Source organism: Pseudomonas sp. xss_4 (genome assembly GCF_043104125.1).
Lineage (GTDB): Bacteria > Pseudomonadota > Gammaproteobacteria > Pseudomonadales > Pseudomonadaceae > Aquipseudomonas > Aquipseudomonas parafulva_B.
In genome coordinates this window covers 53001-71266 of the sequence record NZ_JBICKJ010000028.1, presented here as the reverse complement: position 1 = coordinate 71266, position 18266 = coordinate 53001, and the positions used below count along the sequence as shown (strand labels likewise).

Here is an 18266-nt window from a genome sequence, read left to right as displayed (position 1 = left end):
ATACGCATCCCTCAAGTTCGCCGCGATGGGCCGCGCAGCGGCCCTAGGATATCAGCGTTGCAACATGAGCTGCCGCTCAAGATAGCCTCGGGCAACCGAGCGACAACCACCCCTAGCGCCGAGCGCCACGTACCCCTTCTGCCAAGGCCGAGCACAGGCTCAACACATCGTCTACCGCCTGACCGGGGTTCTGCGCGTGGGCAATTTTGTCGACCAGGGCTGAGCCTACCACCACACCGTCGGCGAGACGGGCGATGTTGGCCGCCTGCTCGGGGGTGCGAATGCCAAACCCGACGCTGATCGGCAAATCCGTATGGCGACGCAAGCGCGCAATGGCTTCGGTCACATGTTCTGTCGTCGCCGAGCCTGCACCGGTCACACCGGCCACCGACACGTAGTAGACGAACCCGGAGCTGCGCTCCAGCACGCGGGGCAGGCGCGCGTCGTCGGTAGTCGGGGTGGTTAGGCGGATGAAGTCGATACCCGCAGCCTGGGCCGGGCTGGCCAGTTCGTCGTCATGCTCAGGCGGCAGGTCGACGATGATCAGGCCATCGACACCGGCTTCGTTAGCCTGGGCCACGAACGCTTCCACGCCAAAGCGGTGAATCGGGTTGTAGTAACCCATCAGCACAATCGGCGTGGTCTGGTCATCCTCTCGGAATTCGCGAACCATCTGCAGCGTCTTGGCCAAGGTCTGGCCAGCCTCGAGTGCACGCAGGGTGGCCAGCTGGATGGCCACGCCGTCGGCCATGGGGTCGGTGAACGGCATGCCCAGTTCGATCACGTCGGCACCTGCCGCCGGCAGGCCCTTGAGAATCTGGAGCGAGGCGTCATAGCCTGGATCACCTGCAGTGACGAAGGTGACCAGTGCTGCGCGGCCTTCGGTTTTCAGCTCGGCGAAACGTTGTTCAAGACGGCTCATGCCTGTTTCTCCTGGGCGGCCATGTGGTTCATGACGGTGTGCATATCCTTGTCCCCACGCCCCGACAGGCAGATCACCATCAGGTGGTCCTTGGGCAAGGACGGGGCGCGCTTGATGGCTTCGGCCAGCGCATGGGCGCTTTCCAGCGCGGGAATGATGCCTTCGAGCCGGCAGGATGCGTGGAAGGCATCCAGGGCCTCGTCATCGGTGATGCTGACGTATTCGACCCGCTTCACTTCGTGTAGATAAGCGTGCTCGGGGCCGATGCCCGGATAGTCCAGGCCTGCTGAGATCGAATGGGCATCGGTGATCTGGCCGTCGGCGTCCTGCAGCAAGTAGGTACGGTTGCCGTGCAGTACCCCAGGCACTCCGCCGTTCAGGCTGGCAGCGTGCTTGTCGGTCTGCACGCCGTGCCCGCCCGCCTCGACACCGATGATCTGAACGCTCGGCTCTTCGAGAAACTCGTGGAACAGGCCCATGGCATTGGACCCGCCACCCACGCAGGCCACCAGGCTGTCCGGCAGTCGGCCTTCCTTTTCCTGCATCTGGGCGCGGGTTTCCTTGCCGATGATCGACTGGAAGTCCCGAACCATGGCTGGGTAGGGGTGCGGGCCGGCTACGGTGCCGATCAGGTAGAACGTGTCGTCGACATTGGTGACCCAGTCTCGCAGGGCCTCGTTCATGGCATCTTTCAAGGTGCCGGTACCAGCGGTGACCGGCACGATTTCAGCGCCCAGCAGTTTCATGCGGAACACGTTGGCCTGCTGCCGCTCGATGTCGGTAGCGCCCATGTAGATCACGCAAGGCAACCCGAAACGCGCCGCCACGGTGGCGGTAGCGACGCCATGCATGCCGGCACCGGTTTCGGCGATCAGGCGCTTTTTGCCCATGCGCTTGGCCAGCAGTACCTGGCCGATGCAGTTGTTCACCTTGTGCGCGCCGGTGTGGTTGAGCTCCTCGCGCTTGAAGTAGATCTTGGCACCACCGCAGTGCTCGGTCAGGCGCTCGGCGAAATACAACGGGTTGGGACGGCCAATGTAGTCGCGTTGGAAGTAAGCCAGTTCTTCGAGAAATGCAGGGTCTGCCTTGGCCGCTTCGTACTCACGGGCCAGGTCCAGTACCAGTGGCATCAGTGTTTCGGCCACGTAGCGGCCGCCGAACGAGCCGAACAGGCCATTGGCATCGGGGCCGGGGCGATATTGGGACTGGGTCATGAGACGCTCCAAGGCATAACGAATGAGTGATGGGCTTTACTGTAACCATGACCTGCTCCGATGAAAACCGATAAGATTGCGCTGACCTGTCAGGAAAACTCACACGTAATGGCCAGTGATCTCCCGCCCCTCAATGCCTTGCGCGCCTTCGAGGCGACTGCCCGGCTCAACAGCGTCAGCCAAGCAGCTAAAGCGCTGCACGTGACCCATGGCGCAGTTAGCCGGCAAATCAAAGCGCTGGAAGCGCACCTTGGCGTTGCCCTGTTCGCCAAGGATGGGCGAGGTGTGAAACTCACAGATGCTGGCGTCAGGTTGCGTGACGTCAGTGGTGAGGTCTTTGATCGGCTGCGCGGGGTATGCCGGGAGCTGGCCCGCGAAGTGGAGCACGCACCTTTTGTGCTTGGCTGTTCCGGGAGCTTGCTGGCGCGTTGGTTCATCCCGCGTCTGGGGCGCTTGAATGCCGACTTGCCTGAGCTTCGCCTGCATCTTTCTGCCGGTGAGGGCGACCTTGACCCGCGTCGCCCCGGGCTGGATGCGTTACTGGTGTACGCCGAACCGCCGTGGCCAGCGGACATGCAGGTTCACGTACTGGCGCAGGAACGTATTGGGCCAGTCGTCAGCCCGCACTTCGAGGGCACTGGGCGCCTGCGCAAGACGGCGGTCAGCCAGCTATTGGAAGAATCCTTGCTGCACACCACGTCGCGCCCGCAAGCCTGGCCTACATGGGCGTTGGCCAACGGCCTCGATGCCCAGGCGCTGAAATATGGGCAGTCGTTCGAGCATCTGTATTACTTGTTGGAAGCGGCAGTCGCAGGGTTAGGAGTGGCCATCGCGCCTGAGCCATTGGTAGCCGATGACTTGCGTGCAGGGCGCTTGATCGCGCCATGGGGCTTTAGCGCAACGCCTGCAGCATTGGCACTGTGGGTGCCACGGCGCGCCGCCGATGGGCGCGCCGAGCAGTTGGCGCAGTGGTTACGCGCCGAGTTGGCTGGGCAGAGCGCTTAGTTGCGCTTGCACAGCAGGTAGGCAGCCAGCAGGCCCAGTGCGCCTATTGCCACGCCAGCGGTGGTGTAGGGGTGTTCCTGAGCGTAGTCGCGAGTAGCGATGCTGGTCTTGACCGTGCGGTCTTTGACTTCTTCGTAGGCGTCGCTCAGTAGGCTGCGCGAGTGCTTCAGGGCCGTCTCGGCATTGCTGCGAATAGCCTTGAGGGACTTCTGGGATTCCTCGGATGCGTCGTTCTTGAGGCTTTCCAGGCTTTTCAGGAGGCTCTCGATCTCGGCTTCCATGCTTTCCAGTGATGTTTTACGCAGCGAGTTGCGGGGCATGTTGACTCTCCTTCGCGTTATGGGCTCTAGAGATTGCGACTATCAAGCGAAGCGAAAGTGCGATCGAACTTTCTGCCGCTGCGCCTGCTCGCAGGTAAACCAGCACTGCGCTGCTAGGCTCAACGTTATCGCCATCCAAGGAGTCAACACATGTCCGATCACCACACGTACAAAATGCTCGAACTGGTAGGTTCTTCCACCACCGGTATCGAGGACGCCATTCAGAATGCCCTGGCCGAAGCTTCCAAAAGCGTGCAGATGATGGAGTGGTTCGAAGTCGTCAGCACCCGTGGTCACATTCGTGACAACAAGGTCGAGCACTTCCAGGTGACCCTGAAGGTCGGCTTCCGTATCACCAACAGCTGATACAGTTCCGGGCTGGATGTGCCTGGCGCGATGGGGTAAGACTTAGACGAGGCGCCTGATGGGCGCCTTTTGCGATTTCATCTGCACAAGGAAAGCAAGTGATGAACAAAGTGGTTCTGGCGTTGGGCCTGATGACCCTGGCGGGCGGCGCGATGGCTGCCGGCAAGCCGTGTGAAGAGCTGAAAGCGGAAATCGCTGCCAAGCTCGATGCCAAGGGCGTGCAAAACTACACGCTGACGGTCGTGGACAAGGGCGATCCCGCCGGCAAGGTGGTGGGCAGTTGTGAGGGCGGTACCAAGGAAATCGTTTACAGCCGCAACTAAGGGCCACCGAACCCCGCGGGTTGACCGCGGGGTTCGGGCATATGACCGGTTGCCAGGCTATCGGTCACCCGTCAAGACGCCGAGTCAGCCCGGTCCGCTCCACGGGGCACCCTGCTCGACAGCTAGGCTTGCTGCAGTGCCTGAGCCAGCAACTCGTAGGAGCGTATCCGGTCTGCGTGCTCGTACAGATCGCAGGTAAAGATCAGTTCATCGGCCCCTGTCTGCTCCAGCAGCACCTCGACCTTGGCGCGGACCTTATCAGGGCTTCCGATCATCGCCAGCCCCATGAAGCTGCCCACCGCGTCGCGCTCATGGGGCAACCACAAGCCGTTCATGGTTTCTACCGGAGGCTTCTGCATCAGGCTCTGGCCGCGAATCAAGGCCAGGATGCGTTGATAGACCGACGTGGCCAAGTACTCGGCCTTCTCGTCGGTCTCGGCCACTACCATGGGAATGCCGAGCATGACGTAAGGCTTGTCCAGCGTGGTGGATGGCTTGAAGTGATTGCGATAGACCCGAATCGCCTCATGCATGTAGCGCGGCGCAAAATGCGATGCGAAGGCATAGGGCATGCCACGCATGCCAGCGAGCTGGGCGCTGAACAGGCTGGAGCCCAGCAACCAGATAGGCACATCGGTGTCGTGCCCCGGCACGGCAATCACTTTCTGGTCATCGGTGCGTGGGCCCAGGTAGCGCGACAACTCTTCGACGTCATCCGGGAAATCGTCCGCACTGCCGGCTCGGTCGCGGCGCAGTGCATGGGCGGTCATCTGGTCGGACCCTGGTGCGCGGCCCAGGCCCAAGTCGATACGACCGGGGTACAGGCTGGCCAGGGTGCCAAATTGCTCGGCCACCACGAGCGGCGCGTGGTTGGGCAGCATGACGCCTCCGGAACCTACCCTGATACGCGATGTACCCCCCGCTAGGTAGCCGATCAGTACCGAGGTGGCCGAGCTGGCGATGCCGTCCATGTTGTGGTGCTCGGCTACCCAGAAGCGGTTGTAACCGAAGCGCTCGACATGCTGCGCCAGGTCCAGCGAATTGCGCAGCGATTGCGCGGGCCCTTGGTCGGCGCGCACTGGCACCAAGTCAAGGGTGGATATTTTCAGATTTCGCAACTGCGTCATGAAGCCTCCGCAATGATGGTTGGCCTGAGGCCTTTTGACTCTGTATGGGCGCAATCGTTGGATTCAATGTCCCCTGTCGGATTGAGCTGAACTCTCATCAGGCTACCAGCCTCTGAATCGATAGGTATTTAACCAATGACCGGGAGGCATCATGAAGAAGACAGCATCGGCAATCTGGGAAGGTGGTCTCAAGGACGGCAAGGGCCAGATCTCCACGGAAAGCGGCGCGCTCAAGAACAACCCTTATGGGTTCAACACTCGTTTCGAAGACACGCCGGGCACCAACCCAGAAGAACTGATCGGCGCCGCCCACGCTGGGTGCTTCTCGATGGCGCTGTCGATGATGCTGGGCGAAGCCAAGCTGACGCCCGAGCGTATCGACACTAAAGCCGAAGTCACCCTGGACAAGCAGGACGATGGTTTTGCCATCACTGCGGTGCACCTGGTGCTGAGCGCCAAAGTACCAGGGGCGAGCGAAGAACAGTTCCTGGAAATCGCCAACAAGGCCAAGCAGGGCTGCCCCGTGTCCAAGGTGCTCAACGCCAACATTACCCTGGATGCCAAGCTGGTGAGCTGATCGCTCCAGCCGTGGGCGGTTTGCGGTAATCTGAAAACCCGGCAGCCTCGCTGCCTTTACTGGAGCCGCCCATGATTCGCATCGCTACCGCTTTACTGGTCTCTCTGGTGACAACTTCGGCACTGGCAGCAATCAAGCCATGCGAGGAGTTGAAGGCAGAAATCGAGGCCAAGATCCAGGCCCAGGGTGTGCCGTCCTATACCCTGGAAATCGTGCCCAACAGCGAAGTGCAGGACCCCAACATGGTGGTCGGCAGCTGTGATGGAGGTGCCCGCAAGATCATTTATCAGAAGAATGATCAGTAAGCCTGGCAACCGCTGGGACCCGGAGGGGGCCTAGGGTATGCAGAAGACCCTGCTAGGTTCGTTGACGACCACGGTCCTGGCTGAGTCATACAACAGCACCTGCGGTTCCATTACCGGCGCCCTTGCCTCAAGCCTATAACGCTCGCCCGCCTCGAAGTGATCGTAACGCACCGTCAGGTAGCATGTACGGTCCCTGGGGTCGGTAGAGAACCCGCCCGCGTAGATCTCATAGTCGAAACGTACGATCAGTTCGTGCTTGCCGGGCGTCACCTGAAAATAACGGCCGTCGTCCAGGCGTTTGCCATCGAGGCGGTCGGCCATGATGACTCTGCCGGGTGTCATGGTGTAAAGGTCTACCCAGGCCTGTTTAGGGTCCTTGGGCGGTAAGGGGCTAGCACAAGCTCCCAGTGCACTGAGGGCGATCAGCATCATGGGCTGGCGCATGGCAGGTTTTTCCACTTGCAGTGAATACCTGACAAGCATAGCGCTGTTTTGGATGCTTCACGTGCGCTGGCAGCCTGCCGGTTCACCCTGGCTGACCAGGTTCTGTTGCTGATCATAGAGCTTGATCCAGGGACGGAAGCCGATGCTGCCAGCCTGCAACTGGTAACGCTCGCCAGCATCGAAGCCCTTGAAGGCCACCTTGACCTGGCAATCACGCCACAGCGGGGCGTCAACGGGGCCGATGTTACTGGGCGCCACCGGGAATTGATAGCGCACGGTCAGCTCATGGTTGCCGGGCGGTATTTGGAAATAACGGTTGTCGTCCCAGTCCCTTGCATCGACTTTTACCGCGTCCAGGGAAGTTTGCTCGCCTGGTTCAAGGTCGACCCACGCTTGAGAGGGGTCGGGGTCAGGCAATGTCGAACAGGCCGTTGTCAGCAGCAATGAACCGGCGACCCACAATGCGCGCATGGCGAAACTCCCCTTCGGCGAGATAATCTTTAGGCGAATGGGGTTGAGCGAATCAGACGGTAGACGATGCTTGGAACAGTGCTTGTGCAACGCTCAGACCCTGGGGCACTCGACCGTGTTTTCACCCGGTTTGTTCCGCTACTGCTCGTCGCGCTGCTCAACGGTTGCAGCAGCGCTGGCTACTATGGCCAGCTGGCAGTCGGCCAGTGGGAGCTGCTGCAGGCGCGTCGGCCCCTGACGAAGGTGATGGCCGATCCTGCCACGTCCGAGCCGTTGCGCGCTCGGCTGGCGTACGCCCAGCAGGCGCGGACATTCGCCACCCGGCAACTGAAATTACCCGACAACCGAAGCTACACGACGTACGCCGATTTGGGCCGCCCGTACGTTGTATGGAATGTATTCGCCACCCCTGAGTTGTCGCTACAGCCGGTCACCCACTGTTTTCCCATTGCAGGGTGTGTGGCCTACCGTGGCTACTACCGCCAAGGCGCAGCACGGGGTGCAGCGGCGTTGATGCGCCAGCAGCGCCTTGACGTCTATGTGGGCGGGGTAGAAACCTATTCGACCCTGGGCTGGTTCGATGACCCGATCCTGTCATCGATGATGGGCTGGGGTGAAGAGCGTCTGGCCACGCTGATCTTTCATGAGCTGGCTCATCAGCGTGTCTACGTGCAGGACGATACGGCCTTCAACGAGTCGTTCGCGTCGTTCGTCGAGCAGCAAGGCACGCGGCAATGGCGGCTGAGCCGTGGGCTGGCGGCCACCGGCGAAGACCATAGCCCCCAGCGCGAGCAGTTCATCCGCCTGGTACTGGCCACGCGGGCACGCCTACAGGCGATTTATGCGGCGCCCACCGATGATGAAACCAAGCGCTTGGCCAAGCGGGCCGAGTTCGAGCGGTTGCGAAGCGATTACCGTTCGCTTCGCGATGGCCCCTGGAGAGGCGATACGCGTTACGACGCCTGGGTAGATGGGCCGATGAACAATGCGAAATTGCTGCCATTCGGGCTGTACGATCAGTGGGTGCCGGCTTTTTCGGCTTTATTTCGCCAGGCCGAAGGTGACTGGGAGCGATTCTATGAGCGCGTCGGGCAACTGGCGTCATTGCCCATCGCTGCGCGCACTGCAGCCCTGCAAGGGTTGATGCCAGGGGCTAGTGCGCGTTAGCCGGTTGCCCGGCCCTTCAGCGCGATCGCATGCTGAACGCCTCGTGCAGCTCGGCCAGGGACGCGAAATGAAACGCCGGCGCTTCTGCCATCAGTTCCTCGCGGCTTCCGAACCCATACCCAACTGCCACGGCCTGCACGCCGTTACTGCGGGCACCGATCAGGTCATGCTTGCGATCGCCGATCATAAGCGTGTGTGCCGGGTCCAGCCCTTCTTCGTCCAGCAGGTGGCGAATCAGCTCGACCTTGTTGGTTCGCGTACCGTCCAGCTCGCTGCCGTAGATCACTTTGAAATGCTGGTCGAAGGCGAAGTGGCGGGCGATTTCGCGCGCGAATTCCCACGGCTTTGAAGTCGCTATGTAGAGCGTGCGGCCTTGGCCATTGAGGGTTTCGAGCAGCTGCGGTACCCCGTCGAACACGAGGTTTTCGTACAGGCCCGTGACGCGAAAGCGCTCACGGTAGAAGTTGACGGCCTCCCAGGCCTTGGCTTCGTCGAAACCGTAGAACTGCATGAACGCCTGCAACAGCGGTGGGCCGATGAAATGTTCAAGGCGAGAGAGGTCTGGCTCGTCGATACCCAGCTTCGCCAAGGCGTACTGGATGGAACGGGTGATACCCAGGCGGGGGTCGGTCAGGGTGCCGTCGAGGTCGAACAGGATGTTTTGCTGGTGCATAGGGAAGGTGTCCGCTTGGTTGCTGCGCCGCATGCTGGCGGGCGAGCCGATGCCCGCATGGCTGAGTCAGAGCCCGATACCGGCAGCTGCGCGGCCGGCGGGCTGTGGAAAAACGATCAGTCCGGCTGATCGAAGCCCTCGGCCAGGTGCTGGTCCTTGAGCTTCACGTAGTTGCCGGCGCTGTAGGCGAAGAAGGCACGTTCCTGGTCGTTCAACAACCGGACCTGCCTGACCGGGCTGCCCATGTACAGGTAGCCGCTGACCAGGCGCTTGCCCGGTGGCACCAGGCTTGCGGCGCCAATGATCACCTCGTCCTCGACGATGGCGCCGTCCATGACGGTACTGCCCATGCCGACCAGGATGCGGTTGCCCAGTGTGCAGCCGTGCAGCATGACCTTGTGCCCGATGGTGACTTCGTCACCGATGATCAGCGCAAAGCCATCCGGGTTGAACGGGCTGGCGTGGGTGATGTGCAGCACGCTGGCGTCCTGCACACTGGTGCGCGCACCGATACGGATGCGGTGCATGTCGCCACGCACTACCACCAATGGCCAGACCGAACTGTCTTCGCCGATCTCGACATCGCCCAGTACCACCGCCGAGCGGTCGACGAAGGCCCGCGCTCCGAGCTTGGGACGGTGTTGCTGGAAGCTTCGAATGGCCATGATAGTGTTCCTCATGTGTGCCGATAGGCTGGCTGCCTGCTGCGGTCGGCGTCGATTGTAATTAAGATGGGGCTGTGTTTCTTCTGCCAAGGTATCCAAACCGTGACTGCGAACAACCCGCTTCTGCAATCCCACGATCTGCCGCCCTTCTCGCAAATTCGTGCAGAGCACGTGCTGCCGGCGATCGAAGCGATCCTGGCCGACAACCGTAAAGCCATTGCCAGGATTCTTGAAGAACAAGGCGCAGCGCCTACATGGTCAGGCCTGGTGCTTGCCATGGACGAACTGAACGACCGCCTCGGGGCCGCCTGGAGCCCGGTGAGCCACCTCAATGCAGTGTGCAACAGCCCAGAGCTGCGTGAAGCCTACGAGGCCTGCCTGCCAGCGCTGAGCGCCTACTCTACGGAGCTTGGGCAGAACCGTGCGTTGTTCGATGCCTACCAGGCACTGGCTGCAAGCCCCGAGGCTGCCACGTTCGATGTGGCGCAAAAGACCATCCTTGAACATGCGTTGCGTGACTTCCGCCTGTCGGGCATCGACCTGCCTGCCGCAAAGCAGCAGCGCTACGCCGAGGTGCAGAGCAAGCTCAGCGAGCTGGGCAGCCGGTTCTCCAACCAGCTGTTGGATGCCACCCAGGCGTGGAGCAAGCACGTCACCGACGAAGCCGCGCTCGACGGCCTGCCTGACTCGGCCAAGGCCCAGATGGCCGCCGCTGCCGCCGCCAAGGGCCTCGATGGCTGGCTGATCACCCTCGAATTCCCCAGCTACTATGCGGTGATGACCTACGCCAGCGACCGCGCGCTGCGCGAAGAGCTGTATGCAGCCTACTGCACCCGCGCTTCGGACCAGGGCCCGAACGCGGGGCAGTTCGACAACGGTCCGGTGATGCAGCAGATCCTTGATCTGCGCCAGGAGCTTGCCGGACTGCTGGGCTACGAGAACTACGCCGAGCTGAGCCTGGCGACCAAGATGGCCGAGTCCACCGACCAGGTGTTGAGCTTCCTGCGCGATTTGGCCAAACGCTCCAAGCCCTTCGCCGCCCGCGACCTGGGCCAGCTCAAGGCCTATGCTGCCGAGCAAGGTTGTCCGGAGCTGGCCAGTTGGGATGCCGGGTACTTTGGTGAGAAGCTGCGAGAGCAGCGCTACAGTGTGTCCCAGGAAGCACTGCGCGCCTACTTCCCTATCGACAAGGTACTGGGTGGCCTGTTCAGCATCGTGCAGCGCCTGTATGGCATCGAGATCAACGAGCTCAAGCAGTTCGACGCCTGGCATCCGGATGTACGCCTGTTCGAGATCAAGGAGAACGGCCAGCATGTAGGGCGCTTCTTCTTCGACCTCTATGCCCGCGCCAACAAGCGTGGCGGTGCCTGGATGGACGGGGCGCGTGACCGTCGCGTAACGGCGCAAGGCCAACTGCAAAGCCCGGTGGCCAACCTGGTGTGCAACTTCACCCCTGCCGCGCCGGGCAAACCTGCCCTGCTGACCCATGACGAGGTCACGACGCTGTTCCATGAGTTCGGCCACGGCTTGCACCACCTGTTGACCCGCATCGATCACGCCGGGGTGTCTGGTATCAACGGCGTGGCATGGGATGCGGTAGAGCTGCCCAGCCAGTTCATGGAGAACTGGTGCTGGGAGCCCGAAGGCCTTGCCTTGATTTCCGGCCATTACGAAACCGGCGAGGCGCTGCCGCAGGACCTGCTGGACAAGATGCTGGCGGCGAAGAACTTCCAGTCCGGCATGATGATGGTGCGTCAGCTCGAGTTCTCGCTGTTCGACTTCGAACTCCACGCCAGCCACGGTGACGGCCGTACGGTGCTGCAAGTGCTCGAAGGGGTGCGCGATGAAGTGTCGGTCATGCGCCCACCGGCCTATAACCGCTTCCCGAACAGCTTTGCGCACATCTTTGCGGGCGGTTACGCAGCAGGCTACTACAGCTACAAATGGGCTGAAGTGTTGTCGGCCGATGCCTTTTCGCGGTTCGAGGAAGAAGGCGTGTTCAATGCCGAAACGGGTCGGGCGTTCCGCGAAGCGGTGCTGGCTCGCGGCGGCTCGCGTGCGCCAATGGTGTTGTTCGTCGATTTTCGCGGCCGTGAGCCGTCCATTGACGCCTTGTTGCGCCACAGTGGCCTGGCCGAAGAAGCGGCAGCATGAGCGAGGACGCCGTGAACAAGACCAAGAAGCGCTTCATCGCTGGCGCGGTATGCCCGGCATGCAGTGAGGCCGACAAGCTGATGATGTGGAACGAAGACGGCGTGCCGCACCGCGAGTGTGTGGCGTGCGGTTTTACTGACACGCTCAATGAGCAGGGCTTGTCGGTGCCCAGCGAACTGGGCACGCGGGTCAACCAACAAGCGCCCAAGCCGGCAGCGGCGAAGGTGCAGACCGTGCAGTTCTTTCCCAATCCGAAGCTGAAGAAACCGGCCGATTGACCGCTGCACCGCTCGGGCGCAAGGCCCGGGCGGTGGGGCTGGTGGTAATTAAGCGCGACCTGCCCGCTCGCGCAGTCGCCCACGCTTGCCAGCTCCCATTATCAAGCAAGGTAAAGCGTGATGAGCAACCCGCTTCTGCAAGACGGCAACGTGCCCGTCAACTACCCCTCCATCACAGTCGAAAGCATGCAGGATGCGTTCGACCAGGTCCTTGAGCGGTATCCACAAGGCATCGAGCGCGTGATCAACAGCCAGCCATCAATGCCAACATGGGATGACCTGGTGTTGGCCATGGATGATCTGGACGCTCAGTTGTACGCAGTGCTTTATGGGGTAATGCCATTTCTGGGCAAAGGGCAGGCCTGGAGTGACCCTATCCTGGCGTTTCACATTGCTGCCAGCTCTGCGTTGGACTCAAGGTTTTGCAACGAGCAGCTTCAGTCGCTGTATGAACAGCTGGCGTACAGCGATATCGGCCGTAACCTCGATAGCCGCCAGCGGGCAACATTGCGCTGGCACGTGGAAAGGTTTCGCGTCAGTGGCGCTTCGCTGCCCAAGAGTGACAAGGCGCGGTTGCTCGACCTGCAACGCCAGATAACCGAGCTTGAAGAACGGTATCTGCTCAATCTCGATCATCCGGACGTGGTCGTCGATGACATCACTCAGCTGCGCGGTCTATCCCAACGCAGTCTCGACGAGTTGAACGAACGGGCAAGGCAGCGCGGCAGTAACGGGTGGTCCATACCCTGCGAAAGCTGGGCTACCGAGCGTGTGCTGGAAGAGGCCGAGCTAGGTGCTACCCGTGAGCAGGTGTACCGGGCTTTCCATGGACGTGGCGTCAATACCGGTTCGTCGCCAGATAATGGTCAGGTGCTGCAGCAACTGGCACTTCTGCGCCATGAACGAGCGACGCTGTTGGCGTTCTCCGATCACATGAACCTGAGCTTGGCGCGCAAAAGTGCAGGTTCACCACGCCAGGTTCGCGCATTCCTGCAAAGCTTGGCTGCTGGCATGAAACCCGTGGTGCTGCAGTGGCGTTCAGACTTTGAGCGTGACGCACAGAAATTGGGTCTGGATGACATGCAGCCCTGGGACCTACGCTTCGCCCAAAAGCAACTGCGAGACGCGGCCAAGATAATGTCGAAGGAGGCGCTGCGCGAATTTTTCCCGATGGCTGCCGTCATCGACGCGCTGATCCAGCTGGCCAGGCGGCTCTTTGGCCTGGAGTTGAGGGCCACCCCTGCCCCTGTATGGGCGCCCTCGGTGCTGGCCTTTGAGGCATTCCAGGACAACGCACGCATTGGCTTGCTCTATCTCGATGCTGTACAGCATGCCGGTAAGCAGGCAGATGCGGTGTTCACAACCTATGTGCGTAACCGCAGGGTCGACGCGGAAGGGATTTACCAGCAAGCGGTGGTGATGGTCTTCAGTGACGTGCCCGAAGGTAGCGCAGGCGCACAGCCATTGTTGGATCACCTCGCGCTGCGCAAGCTGTACCACGAGTTTGGCCATGCGTTACATCACCTTCTGGTGCGTACCGACAACCAGGTTCAGTCGGGCGTGATCGAACTCGGTACGGACGGGACGGAGCTATTTGGCAAGCTTTTCGAACGTTGGGTGTGGAACGCCGCCTATCTCGTCAGCATCTCCTCCCACCATTCGGACGGGCGTCAGATTGATAGGGAGCAGGTCGAGCGGTGCATCGCGCGCTATAAGCGCGAGGCCATTGGCGAAGCCGCGCTTGAGCTGAGCAAAGCCTTGTTCGACGTGGATCTGCACACGAAACCAGGTGACGGGAAAACCCCTCGCCAGCGATTCGCTCAATCGCGCGAACAGTGTGGTTATTGGCCCCTGCACGCCCATGAGCACCCAGCCCACGCCTTCGACCACCTGGCTACCGGGTATGACGCCGGCTATTACGCCTATCTCTGGGCAGATGTATGTGCCGTGGATATCTTTACCCGCTTCGAGCAAACGGGGTTACTTGATCGTGCGCTTGGACAGGTGCTGTTCGAGTCACTAATCGCCCCAGGGGCATCGCGCCCATTGCGTGAAGGGGTGAGACAGTTTCTAGGCCGTGAGACCAGCCTGCACCCTTACCTCCAGTGGCTTCAGGCTGCCGGATAATCGGGCTGGCAATTACCCGGCACGCCCTTTACTGTACATGCATACAGTAAAGGGTTTAGCCATGTCATATTCACCTCCTTTGAAGGGCCGCGGCACTGCGCATAATCCGCATAATCGCTTCGGCCACACCCACTCATCGTATGAGGATGATGGCTGGTACCAAGATGTGCCGATCACGCAAGGGACCGAAGTGCGGATCGAGACGGCCAAGACCGTGATCAGCCGCAATACCTCGCCCGACCTGCCCTTCGACCGGTCGATAAACCCTTATCGCGGTTGCGAGCACGGATGCATCTATTGCTATGCGCGCCCTTCCCACGCCTATTGGGACCTGTCGCCGGGTCTGGATTTCGAAACCAAGCTGATCGCCAAGACCAATGCGGCCGATGTGCTGGCGCAGCAGCTGAGCAAACCTGGGTACGTGTGTGCGCCGATCAACCTGGGGGCCAACACCGACCCTTATCAGCCGATAGAACGCGAACACTTGCTGACTCGGCGTTTGCTGGAGGTGCTGCTGATGTTTCGACACCCAGTGACCATCGTCACCAAGGGCGCTTTGATTCTGCGTGACCTTGACCTGTTGACCGAAATGGCCAGCTTGCGCCTTGTGCGCGTGATGATCAGCCATACCACCCTTGATGCTGGCCTTAAGCGTGTGCTGGAGCCCCGTGCCGCTTCGCCTGCTGCGCGCTTGCGGGCCATACGCCTGCTGCGCGATGCGGGCGTACCCGTGGGCGTGCTGTGTTCGCCGATCATTCCCATGATCAACGACTGTGAACTGGAGCAGTTGCTGGAGTCGGCGCATGAGGCCGGGGCGCAAAGCGCGGCCTACATGATGCTTCGCTTACCGCTGGAGGTGGCCCCTCTGTTCGAGCAGTGGTTGCACGATCACTATCCGCAGCGCGCAGCCCATGTGATGAGCCTGATTCGGCAAAGCCGGGGCGGAGCGCTTTATGACAGCCGCTTCGGTGCTCGTATGCGGGGTGAAGGTGTTTTTGCCCAGTTGTTGGCGCAGCGTTTCGACAAGAGTGTCCGCAAATTAGGATTCCAGGAACGTGACGCCTTGCAACTGGACTGTTCGCAGTTTAATCCGCCTGGCGCCCAGCTTCAGTTGTTTTGAACCATGGAGCATGGCTCCTCAGATCCTGCGGTAGCGCTGTGCCTGCTTGGAGAAAATGCGCTGCCGCATTGAAACCCTAAAAGGCGCTCATCAGTGATTGTGAATGGACGTTGATTTATTGTTTGGAGCGAGCACGTCATTGAAGAGGATAACGCGTTCAGCGAAGTAACCCGGTAATCGACAAAGCCACGATTGGCGAGGCTTTGAGGCCGCATTATCTTTTTGGGCAGAATAACGCGGGTGTCACTTGTGTAAGAAAATGCTTACAGGTATGTAAGCATATTGCAATTCCGCGGTCATGTAGTGCTCAGTTAACCTCGGACCTCACTCTGAACAGCGCTGAGTACACGGTTGAAGTTGAAAAGCTAGCTCATCAAAAGAGCCCTTCAGAAATAAGCCGACCTCCAACGCTCTGCTGACCGCCACAACATTGGCGACGGAGATAACAAGGTTTGGCCAGCCAGCAGGCTTTACATGACCATCAGGGAAGATATGCATAATACCGACGATTTGGATGCAGCCACCGGACCTGCAGCGTTTCAGTCTCCCTACCTCTGCCGATCTCATTGGCGGCCTTGCTTACTGGCCCTGCTTGCCTATGGCGCATTTACCGTCGTGTCGGCCATGTCATCAACCGCTCAAGCTACGGAGCTTGCCATGCAAGATAATCCAAACCACTACCAATCCTATCAACCAGGTATGAAACTTCCGGAGGGTGTGTTCCCACCCATGCCGGGTTACACCCACGAGGACTTGATCGGCGCTGCTACAACGCGTGCCCAAGCAGTGTTGAGCAACAGGGGTATCGAGCCAGCGCTTGTCCGTGAATCGTTGATTGGTCTGGCCGACCAGCTTAACCGGGTGTTTGAAGCCCAAAATGTCGAGTATCAGATATCGACGTGGTACCAGAAGCCCTATGCGAACAGCGCGGACCGTGGCAAGAGCGTTGCCGACATGGCCGAGCATTTCGGTGCGCTTGCTGTTCGCGCTGCTACCGAGTCCCTTAGAGGCTCGCCGCTATTGGACAAAGACCGTGACCTACTCGGCGACTACATTGAAAGCGCAGGAAATGGTGTGCACGATCTGATAGCTGGATTGGAAAAGTCGGGCAGTGATTCAGTGGGCAAATGACCCAGTGCCTACTAGTGCTTCAAATAATCTCTGCCGCATGTCGTGCGAATAATGAAAGTCTGGCCAAGATGCGAATGCTACGACCTCGTCTTCGATCAAGGACACACCATAGGCACGCTTATTCCGGGCGCTTGGGCCTAGCCTTGGCTGCCAGCCTACTAGCGGTACTCGCCAACTCCCCTGTTTACGCCAAGGAGTCAAACATGGCTGACAAAAATTACACCTATCACTCGTACACGCCTGGTATGAAGCTCCCCGAAGGTGTTTTTCCACCCATGCAGGGATACACCCATGGTGCCTTGATAACGGCGGCTCAGGCGCGCGTTGAGACTTACCTGAAAGCCCATAACATCGACCCCGTCGTGATTCAAAGGTCACTGGATGCGCTGGCAACGAGCATGCGTGAAAAATTCGAGCGCGAGGGCGCTGAATACCAAGTATCCAGTTGGTATCAGAAGTCGTATGACGATCCGGCGGCGCGTGCCCGGAGTGTGGCAGCGATGAGTGAAGAGTACGGCTCGGCAACAGTTGAAGCGGCTGCTGAGTCCTTGGAAGGCTCCCCATTGCTGCACCAAGGCAGGGATTTCTACAAAGGCTACATCGCAGCTGCGGGCGAGGCCGTTCGTGATTTGATTCTGACATTGAACGACCGGAAGGCTTGATCGGGCATCGAGGCGTGGTCCCCTTCGAGCACCCAGTGCACTACAGCTGTGCGAAATGCAACCCGGAAGGCGCACTGCCTCCCGCCTCGACAGCCTACGTTTTGCCACGCGCTGGGGGACTACCCCCAGCCTCACTAATCCGAGCAAATAATTGCAGTCATGGTACTTGGCAATTGATGCTTTTTTGCTACTATTGAAGCACCCTCCTGATCATCTGGAACGCCCGTTCTAGAGCCTCCGAATTAAGTTTCAGTTAAGTTTTCCCGGCTAGCGTAGGAAATCAGTCCACACCGACTGTGATTTATGCTCAATGCCTGTCATCTAAATCCCAGCATTGCCAGAATCTTTCACCGGTAAAATGGATTTGCCTACTCACCGTCAAGAGGATGAATCATGCCCGTAAAGGACCCATCCAAGGTCGTGCCGCAGGTCCCTGCGGAAAGCGCCGACGCCGCCCTGAAGCACATTGTCGACGGCTTCCTGCGCTTTCATCATGACGTTTTTCCTGAGCAGCAAGAGCTGTTCAAGAAGCTCGCCACGGCGCAAACGCCGCGCGCCATGTTCATTACCTGCGCCGACTCGCGCATCGTGCCGGAGCTGATCACGCAAAGCTCGCCGGGCGATCTGTTCGTCACCCGCAACGTCGGTAACGTGGTCCCCCCTTATGGACAGATGAACGGCGGCGTTTCCAGCGCCATCGAGTACGCCGTCATGGCGTTGAAAGTGCATCACATCATTGTTTGTGGCCACTCCGACTGCGGCGCCATGCGCGCCGTGCTCAACCCGCAGTCGCTGGCCAAGATGCCGACCGTCAGCGCATGGCTGCGTCATGCCGAAGTCGCCCGCACCGTGGTAGAGAACAACTGCTCGTGCGAAACCGAGCATGAAAACATGCAGGTGCTGACCAAGGAAAACGTCATCGCCCAGTTGCATCACCTGCGTACGCACCCCTCCGTCGCCTCGCGTCTTGCCGCCGGCGAGCTGTATATCCATGGCTGGGTGTACGACATCGAGACCAGCAAGATTGAAGCCTACGACGCCTTGAGCGACAGCTTCCTGCCGTTGTCGGCAGACCAGCCAGTGCCCTGTGCCACGCCGAGAGGCCGCTACTAAGCGACCCGACCACCGCTGAACCTTGATGGCCGGCTACACCCTGCTGGGGTGTGGCGTGGCCGTCTGCTGCCCTGAATTCCCTGACTGGTGTGCCGGCTGCTG

The 18266-nt window shown here is 60.2% G+C and carries 21 protein-coding genes; 13 read left to right on the top strand and 8 right to left on the bottom strand.

Features of this window, described 5'->3' with window-relative positions:
- Nucleotides 1-112 precede the first annotated feature (112 nt).
- Entirely contained in the window at nucleotides 113-922 is an 810-nt protein-coding gene (gene trpA, locus ACF8GB_RS06630; protein ID WP_058638748.1) for a tryptophan synthase subunit alpha, read from the bottom strand.
- Nucleotides 919-2136 (bottom strand): tryptophan synthase subunit beta, encoded by a 1218-nt coding sequence (gene trpB / locus ACF8GB_RS06625; RefSeq protein ID WP_023532832.1) that lies wholly within the window; start codon nucleotides 2134-2136, stop codon nucleotides 919-921. Before trpB ends, trpA begins: the two co-directional genes overlap by 4 nt.
- A 108-nt stretch (nucleotides 2137-2244) precedes the next feature.
- Here trpB and ACF8GB_RS06620 point away from each other — a divergent pair, with 108 nt between their 5' ends.
- On the top strand, nucleotides 2245-3141 hold the full coding sequence (locus ACF8GB_RS06620) for a LysR family transcriptional regulator (protein WP_196185302.1): 897 nt from the start codon (nucleotides 2245-2247) through the stop codon (nucleotides 3139-3141).
- Here ACF8GB_RS06620 and ACF8GB_RS06615 read toward each other — a convergent pair.
- The gene (locus tag ACF8GB_RS06615; RefSeq protein WP_058603646.1) at nucleotides 3138-3461 is read right to left on the bottom strand and encodes a YqjD family protein; all 324 of its coding nucleotides are present in this window, start codon (nucleotides 3459-3461) and stop codon (nucleotides 3138-3140) included. The two genes, ACF8GB_RS06620 and ACF8GB_RS06615, sit on opposite strands and share 4 nt — an antisense overlap.
- A 150-nt stretch (nucleotides 3462-3611) precedes the next feature.
- Here ACF8GB_RS06615 and ACF8GB_RS06610 point away from each other — a divergent pair, with 150 nt between their 5' ends.
- Together ACF8GB_RS06610 and ACF8GB_RS06605 are read left to right on the top strand one after the other, a co-directional pair.
- Complete coding sequence (locus ACF8GB_RS06610; RefSeq protein ID WP_023532741.1) at nucleotides 3612-3827, top strand: dodecin; 216 nt, start codon at nucleotides 3612-3614, stop codon at nucleotides 3825-3827.
- A 101-nt stretch (nucleotides 3828-3928) separates the two neighbouring features.
- Nucleotides 3929-4150 carry a DUF1161 domain-containing protein gene (locus ACF8GB_RS06605; RefSeq protein WP_023532365.1) on the top strand — a complete coding sequence of 74 codons (222 nt, stop codon included), beginning with the start codon at nucleotides 3929-3931 and terminating at the stop codon, nucleotides 4148-4150.
- 122 nt (nucleotides 4151-4272) lie between these two features.
- Here the strand turns inward: ACF8GB_RS06605 and ACF8GB_RS06600 are convergent, their stop codons facing one another.
- A complete protein-coding gene (locus ACF8GB_RS06600) occupies nucleotides 4273-5277 on the bottom strand; it encodes an LLM class flavin-dependent oxidoreductase (protein WP_058638747.1) in 1005 nt (334 codons plus the stop codon).
- A gap of 151 nt (nucleotides 5278-5428) precedes the next feature.
- Here ACF8GB_RS06600 and ACF8GB_RS06595 point away from each other — a divergent pair, with 151 nt between their 5' ends.
- Nucleotides 5429-5854 carry an OsmC family protein gene (locus ACF8GB_RS06595; protein ID WP_058603648.1) on the top strand — a complete coding sequence of 142 codons (426 nt, stop codon included), beginning with the start codon at nucleotides 5429-5431 and terminating at the stop codon, nucleotides 5852-5854.
- Between the two features lie 71 nt (nucleotides 5855-5925).
- Complete coding sequence (locus ACF8GB_RS06590) at nucleotides 5926-6159, top strand: DUF1161 domain-containing protein (RefSeq protein ID WP_058603649.1); 234 nt, start codon at nucleotides 5926-5928, stop codon at nucleotides 6157-6159.
- Nucleotides 6160-6189: 30 nt separating this feature from the next.
- Here the strand turns inward: ACF8GB_RS06590 and ACF8GB_RS06585 are convergent, their stop codons facing one another.
- Together ACF8GB_RS06585 and ACF8GB_RS06580 are read right to left on the bottom strand one after the other, a co-directional pair.
- Nucleotides 6190-6603 (bottom strand): hypothetical protein, encoded by a 414-nt coding sequence (locus tag ACF8GB_RS06585; RefSeq protein WP_023532343.1) that lies wholly within the window; start codon nucleotides 6601-6603, stop codon nucleotides 6190-6192.
- A 57-nt stretch (nucleotides 6604-6660) separates the two neighbouring features.
- On the bottom strand, nucleotides 6661-7074 hold the full coding sequence (locus ACF8GB_RS06580) for a hypothetical protein (protein WP_058638745.1): 414 nt from the start codon (nucleotides 7072-7074) through the stop codon (nucleotides 6661-6663).
- Nucleotides 7075-7158: 84 nt separating this feature from the next.
- Between ACF8GB_RS06580 and ACF8GB_RS06575 the strand changes: the two genes are divergently transcribed.
- Nucleotides 7159-8241: an aminopeptidase gene (locus ACF8GB_RS06575; protein ID WP_392475043.1), complete on the top strand. Its 1083-nt coding sequence runs from the start codon at nucleotides 7159-7161 to the stop codon at nucleotides 8239-8241.
- Between the two features lie 16 nt (nucleotides 8242-8257).
- On the opposite strand, the gene ACF8GB_RS06570 is transcribed toward ACF8GB_RS06575, so the two are convergent.
- Complete coding sequence (locus ACF8GB_RS06570) at nucleotides 8258-8914, bottom strand: HAD family hydrolase (RefSeq protein WP_078479375.1); 657 nt, start codon at nucleotides 8912-8914, stop codon at nucleotides 8258-8260.
- Nucleotides 8915-9030: 116 nt separating this feature from the next.
- Nucleotides 9031-9579 carry a gamma carbonic anhydrase family protein gene (locus ACF8GB_RS06565; RefSeq protein ID WP_058603651.1) on the bottom strand — a complete coding sequence of 183 codons (549 nt, stop codon included), beginning with the start codon at nucleotides 9577-9579 and terminating at the stop codon, nucleotides 9031-9033.
- Nucleotides 9580-9681: 102 nt separating this feature from the next.
- Here ACF8GB_RS06565 and prlC point away from each other — a divergent pair, with 102 nt between their 5' ends.
- The 7 genes from prlC to ACF8GB_RS06530 all read left to right on the top strand — a co-directional run bounded on the left by prlC (nucleotide 9682) and on the right by ACF8GB_RS06530 (nucleotide 18164).
- The gene (prlC, locus tag ACF8GB_RS06560) at nucleotides 9682-11733 is read left to right on the top strand and encodes an oligopeptidase A (protein ID WP_392526726.1); all 2052 of its coding nucleotides are present in this window, start codon (nucleotides 9682-9684) and stop codon (nucleotides 11731-11733) included.
- Nucleotides 11730-12011, top strand: a complete 282-nt coding sequence (locus tag ACF8GB_RS06555) for a YheV family putative zinc ribbon protein (protein WP_078477768.1) — start codon at nucleotides 11730-11732, stop codon at nucleotides 12009-12011. The genes prlC and ACF8GB_RS06555 overlap by 4 nt, the downstream gene beginning before the upstream one ends.
- Before the next feature lie 120 nt (nucleotides 12012-12131).
- Entirely contained in the window at nucleotides 12132-14138 is a 2007-nt protein-coding gene (locus ACF8GB_RS06550; protein ID WP_326384179.1) for a M3 family metallopeptidase, read from the top strand.
- A gap of 61 nt (nucleotides 14139-14199) precedes the next feature.
- The gene (locus ACF8GB_RS06545; RefSeq protein WP_392526725.1) at nucleotides 14200-15258 is read left to right on the top strand and encodes a PA0069 family radical SAM protein; all 1059 of its coding nucleotides are present in this window, start codon (nucleotides 14200-14202) and stop codon (nucleotides 15256-15258) included.
- Nucleotides 15259-15732: 474 nt separating this feature from the next.
- Nucleotides 15733-16389, top strand: coding sequence for a hypothetical protein (locus ACF8GB_RS06540; protein ID WP_182138458.1), 657 nt, complete (start codon nucleotides 15733-15735; stop codon nucleotides 16387-16389).
- A 203-nt stretch (nucleotides 16390-16592) separates the two neighbouring features.
- The gene (locus ACF8GB_RS06535; protein ID WP_182138457.1) at nucleotides 16593-17051 is read left to right on the top strand and encodes a hypothetical protein; all 459 of its coding nucleotides are present in this window, start codon (nucleotides 16593-16595) and stop codon (nucleotides 17049-17051) included.
- Nucleotides 17052-17444: 393 nt separating this feature from the next.
- Entirely contained in the window at nucleotides 17445-18164 is a 720-nt protein-coding gene (locus ACF8GB_RS06530; protein ID WP_058603673.1) for a carbonic anhydrase, read from the top strand.
- Nucleotides 18165-18266 lie beyond the last annotated feature (102 nt).

What these genes read in the sequence shown, in the direction of transcription:
- trpA (WP_058638748.1), bottom strand. Translation starts at nt 922, where the DNA reads ATGAGCCGTCTTGAACAACGTTTCGCCGAGCTGAAAACCGAAGGCCGC.
- trpB (WP_023532832.1), bottom strand. Translation starts at nt 2,136, where the DNA reads ATGACCCAGTCCCAATATCGCCCCGGCCCCGATGCCAATGGCCTGTTC.
- ACF8GB_RS06620 (WP_196185302.1), top strand. Translation starts at nt 2,245, where the DNA reads ATGGCCAGTGATCTCCCGCCCCTCAATGCCTTGCGCGCCTTCGAGGCG.
- ACF8GB_RS06615 (WP_058603646.1), bottom strand. Translation starts at nt 3,461, where the DNA reads ATGCCCCGCAACTCGCTGCGTAAAACATCACTGGAAAGCATGGAAGCC.
- ACF8GB_RS06610 (WP_023532741.1), top strand. Translation starts at nt 3,612, where the DNA reads ATGTCCGATCACCACACGTACAAAATGCTCGAACTGGTAGGTTCTTCC.
- ACF8GB_RS06605 (WP_023532365.1), top strand. Translation starts at nt 3,929, where the DNA reads ATGAACAAAGTGGTTCTGGCGTTGGGCCTGATGACCCTGGCGGGCGGC.
- ACF8GB_RS06600 (WP_058638747.1), bottom strand. Translation starts at nt 5,277, where the DNA reads ATGACGCAGTTGCGAAATCTGAAAATATCCACCCTTGACTTGGTGCCA.
- ACF8GB_RS06595 (WP_058603648.1), top strand. Translation starts at nt 5,429, where the DNA reads ATGAAGAAGACAGCATCGGCAATCTGGGAAGGTGGTCTCAAGGACGGC.
- ACF8GB_RS06590 (WP_058603649.1), top strand. Translation starts at nt 5,926, where the DNA reads ATGATTCGCATCGCTACCGCTTTACTGGTCTCTCTGGTGACAACTTCG.
- ACF8GB_RS06585 (WP_023532343.1), bottom strand. Translation starts at nt 6,603, where the DNA reads ATGCGCCAGCCCATGATGCTGATCGCCCTCAGTGCACTGGGAGCTTGT.
- ACF8GB_RS06580 (WP_058638745.1), bottom strand. Translation starts at nt 7,074, where the DNA reads ATGCGCGCATTGTGGGTCGCCGGTTCATTGCTGCTGACAACGGCCTGT.
- ACF8GB_RS06570 (WP_078479375.1), bottom strand. Translation starts at nt 8,914, where the DNA reads ATGCACCAGCAAAACATCCTGTTCGACCTCGACGGCACCCTGACCGAC.
- ACF8GB_RS06565 (WP_058603651.1), bottom strand. Translation starts at nt 9,579, where the DNA reads ATGGCCATTCGAAGCTTCCAGCAACACCGTCCCAAGCTCGGAGCGCGG.
- ACF8GB_RS06555 (WP_078477768.1), top strand. Translation starts at nt 11,730, where the DNA reads ATGAGCGAGGACGCCGTGAACAAGACCAAGAAGCGCTTCATCGCTGGC.
- ACF8GB_RS06550 (WP_326384179.1), top strand. Translation starts at nt 12,132, where the DNA reads ATGAGCAACCCGCTTCTGCAAGACGGCAACGTGCCCGTCAACTACCCC.
- ACF8GB_RS06545 (WP_392526725.1), top strand. Translation starts at nt 14,200, where the DNA reads ATGTCATATTCACCTCCTTTGAAGGGCCGCGGCACTGCGCATAATCCG.
- ACF8GB_RS06540 (WP_182138458.1), top strand. Translation starts at nt 15,733, where the DNA reads ATGACCATCAGGGAAGATATGCATAATACCGACGATTTGGATGCAGCC.
- ACF8GB_RS06535 (WP_182138457.1), top strand. Translation starts at nt 16,593, where the DNA reads ATGGCTGACAAAAATTACACCTATCACTCGTACACGCCTGGTATGAAG.
- ACF8GB_RS06530 (WP_058603673.1), top strand. Translation starts at nt 17,445, where the DNA reads ATGCCCGTAAAGGACCCATCCAAGGTCGTGCCGCAGGTCCCTGCGGAA.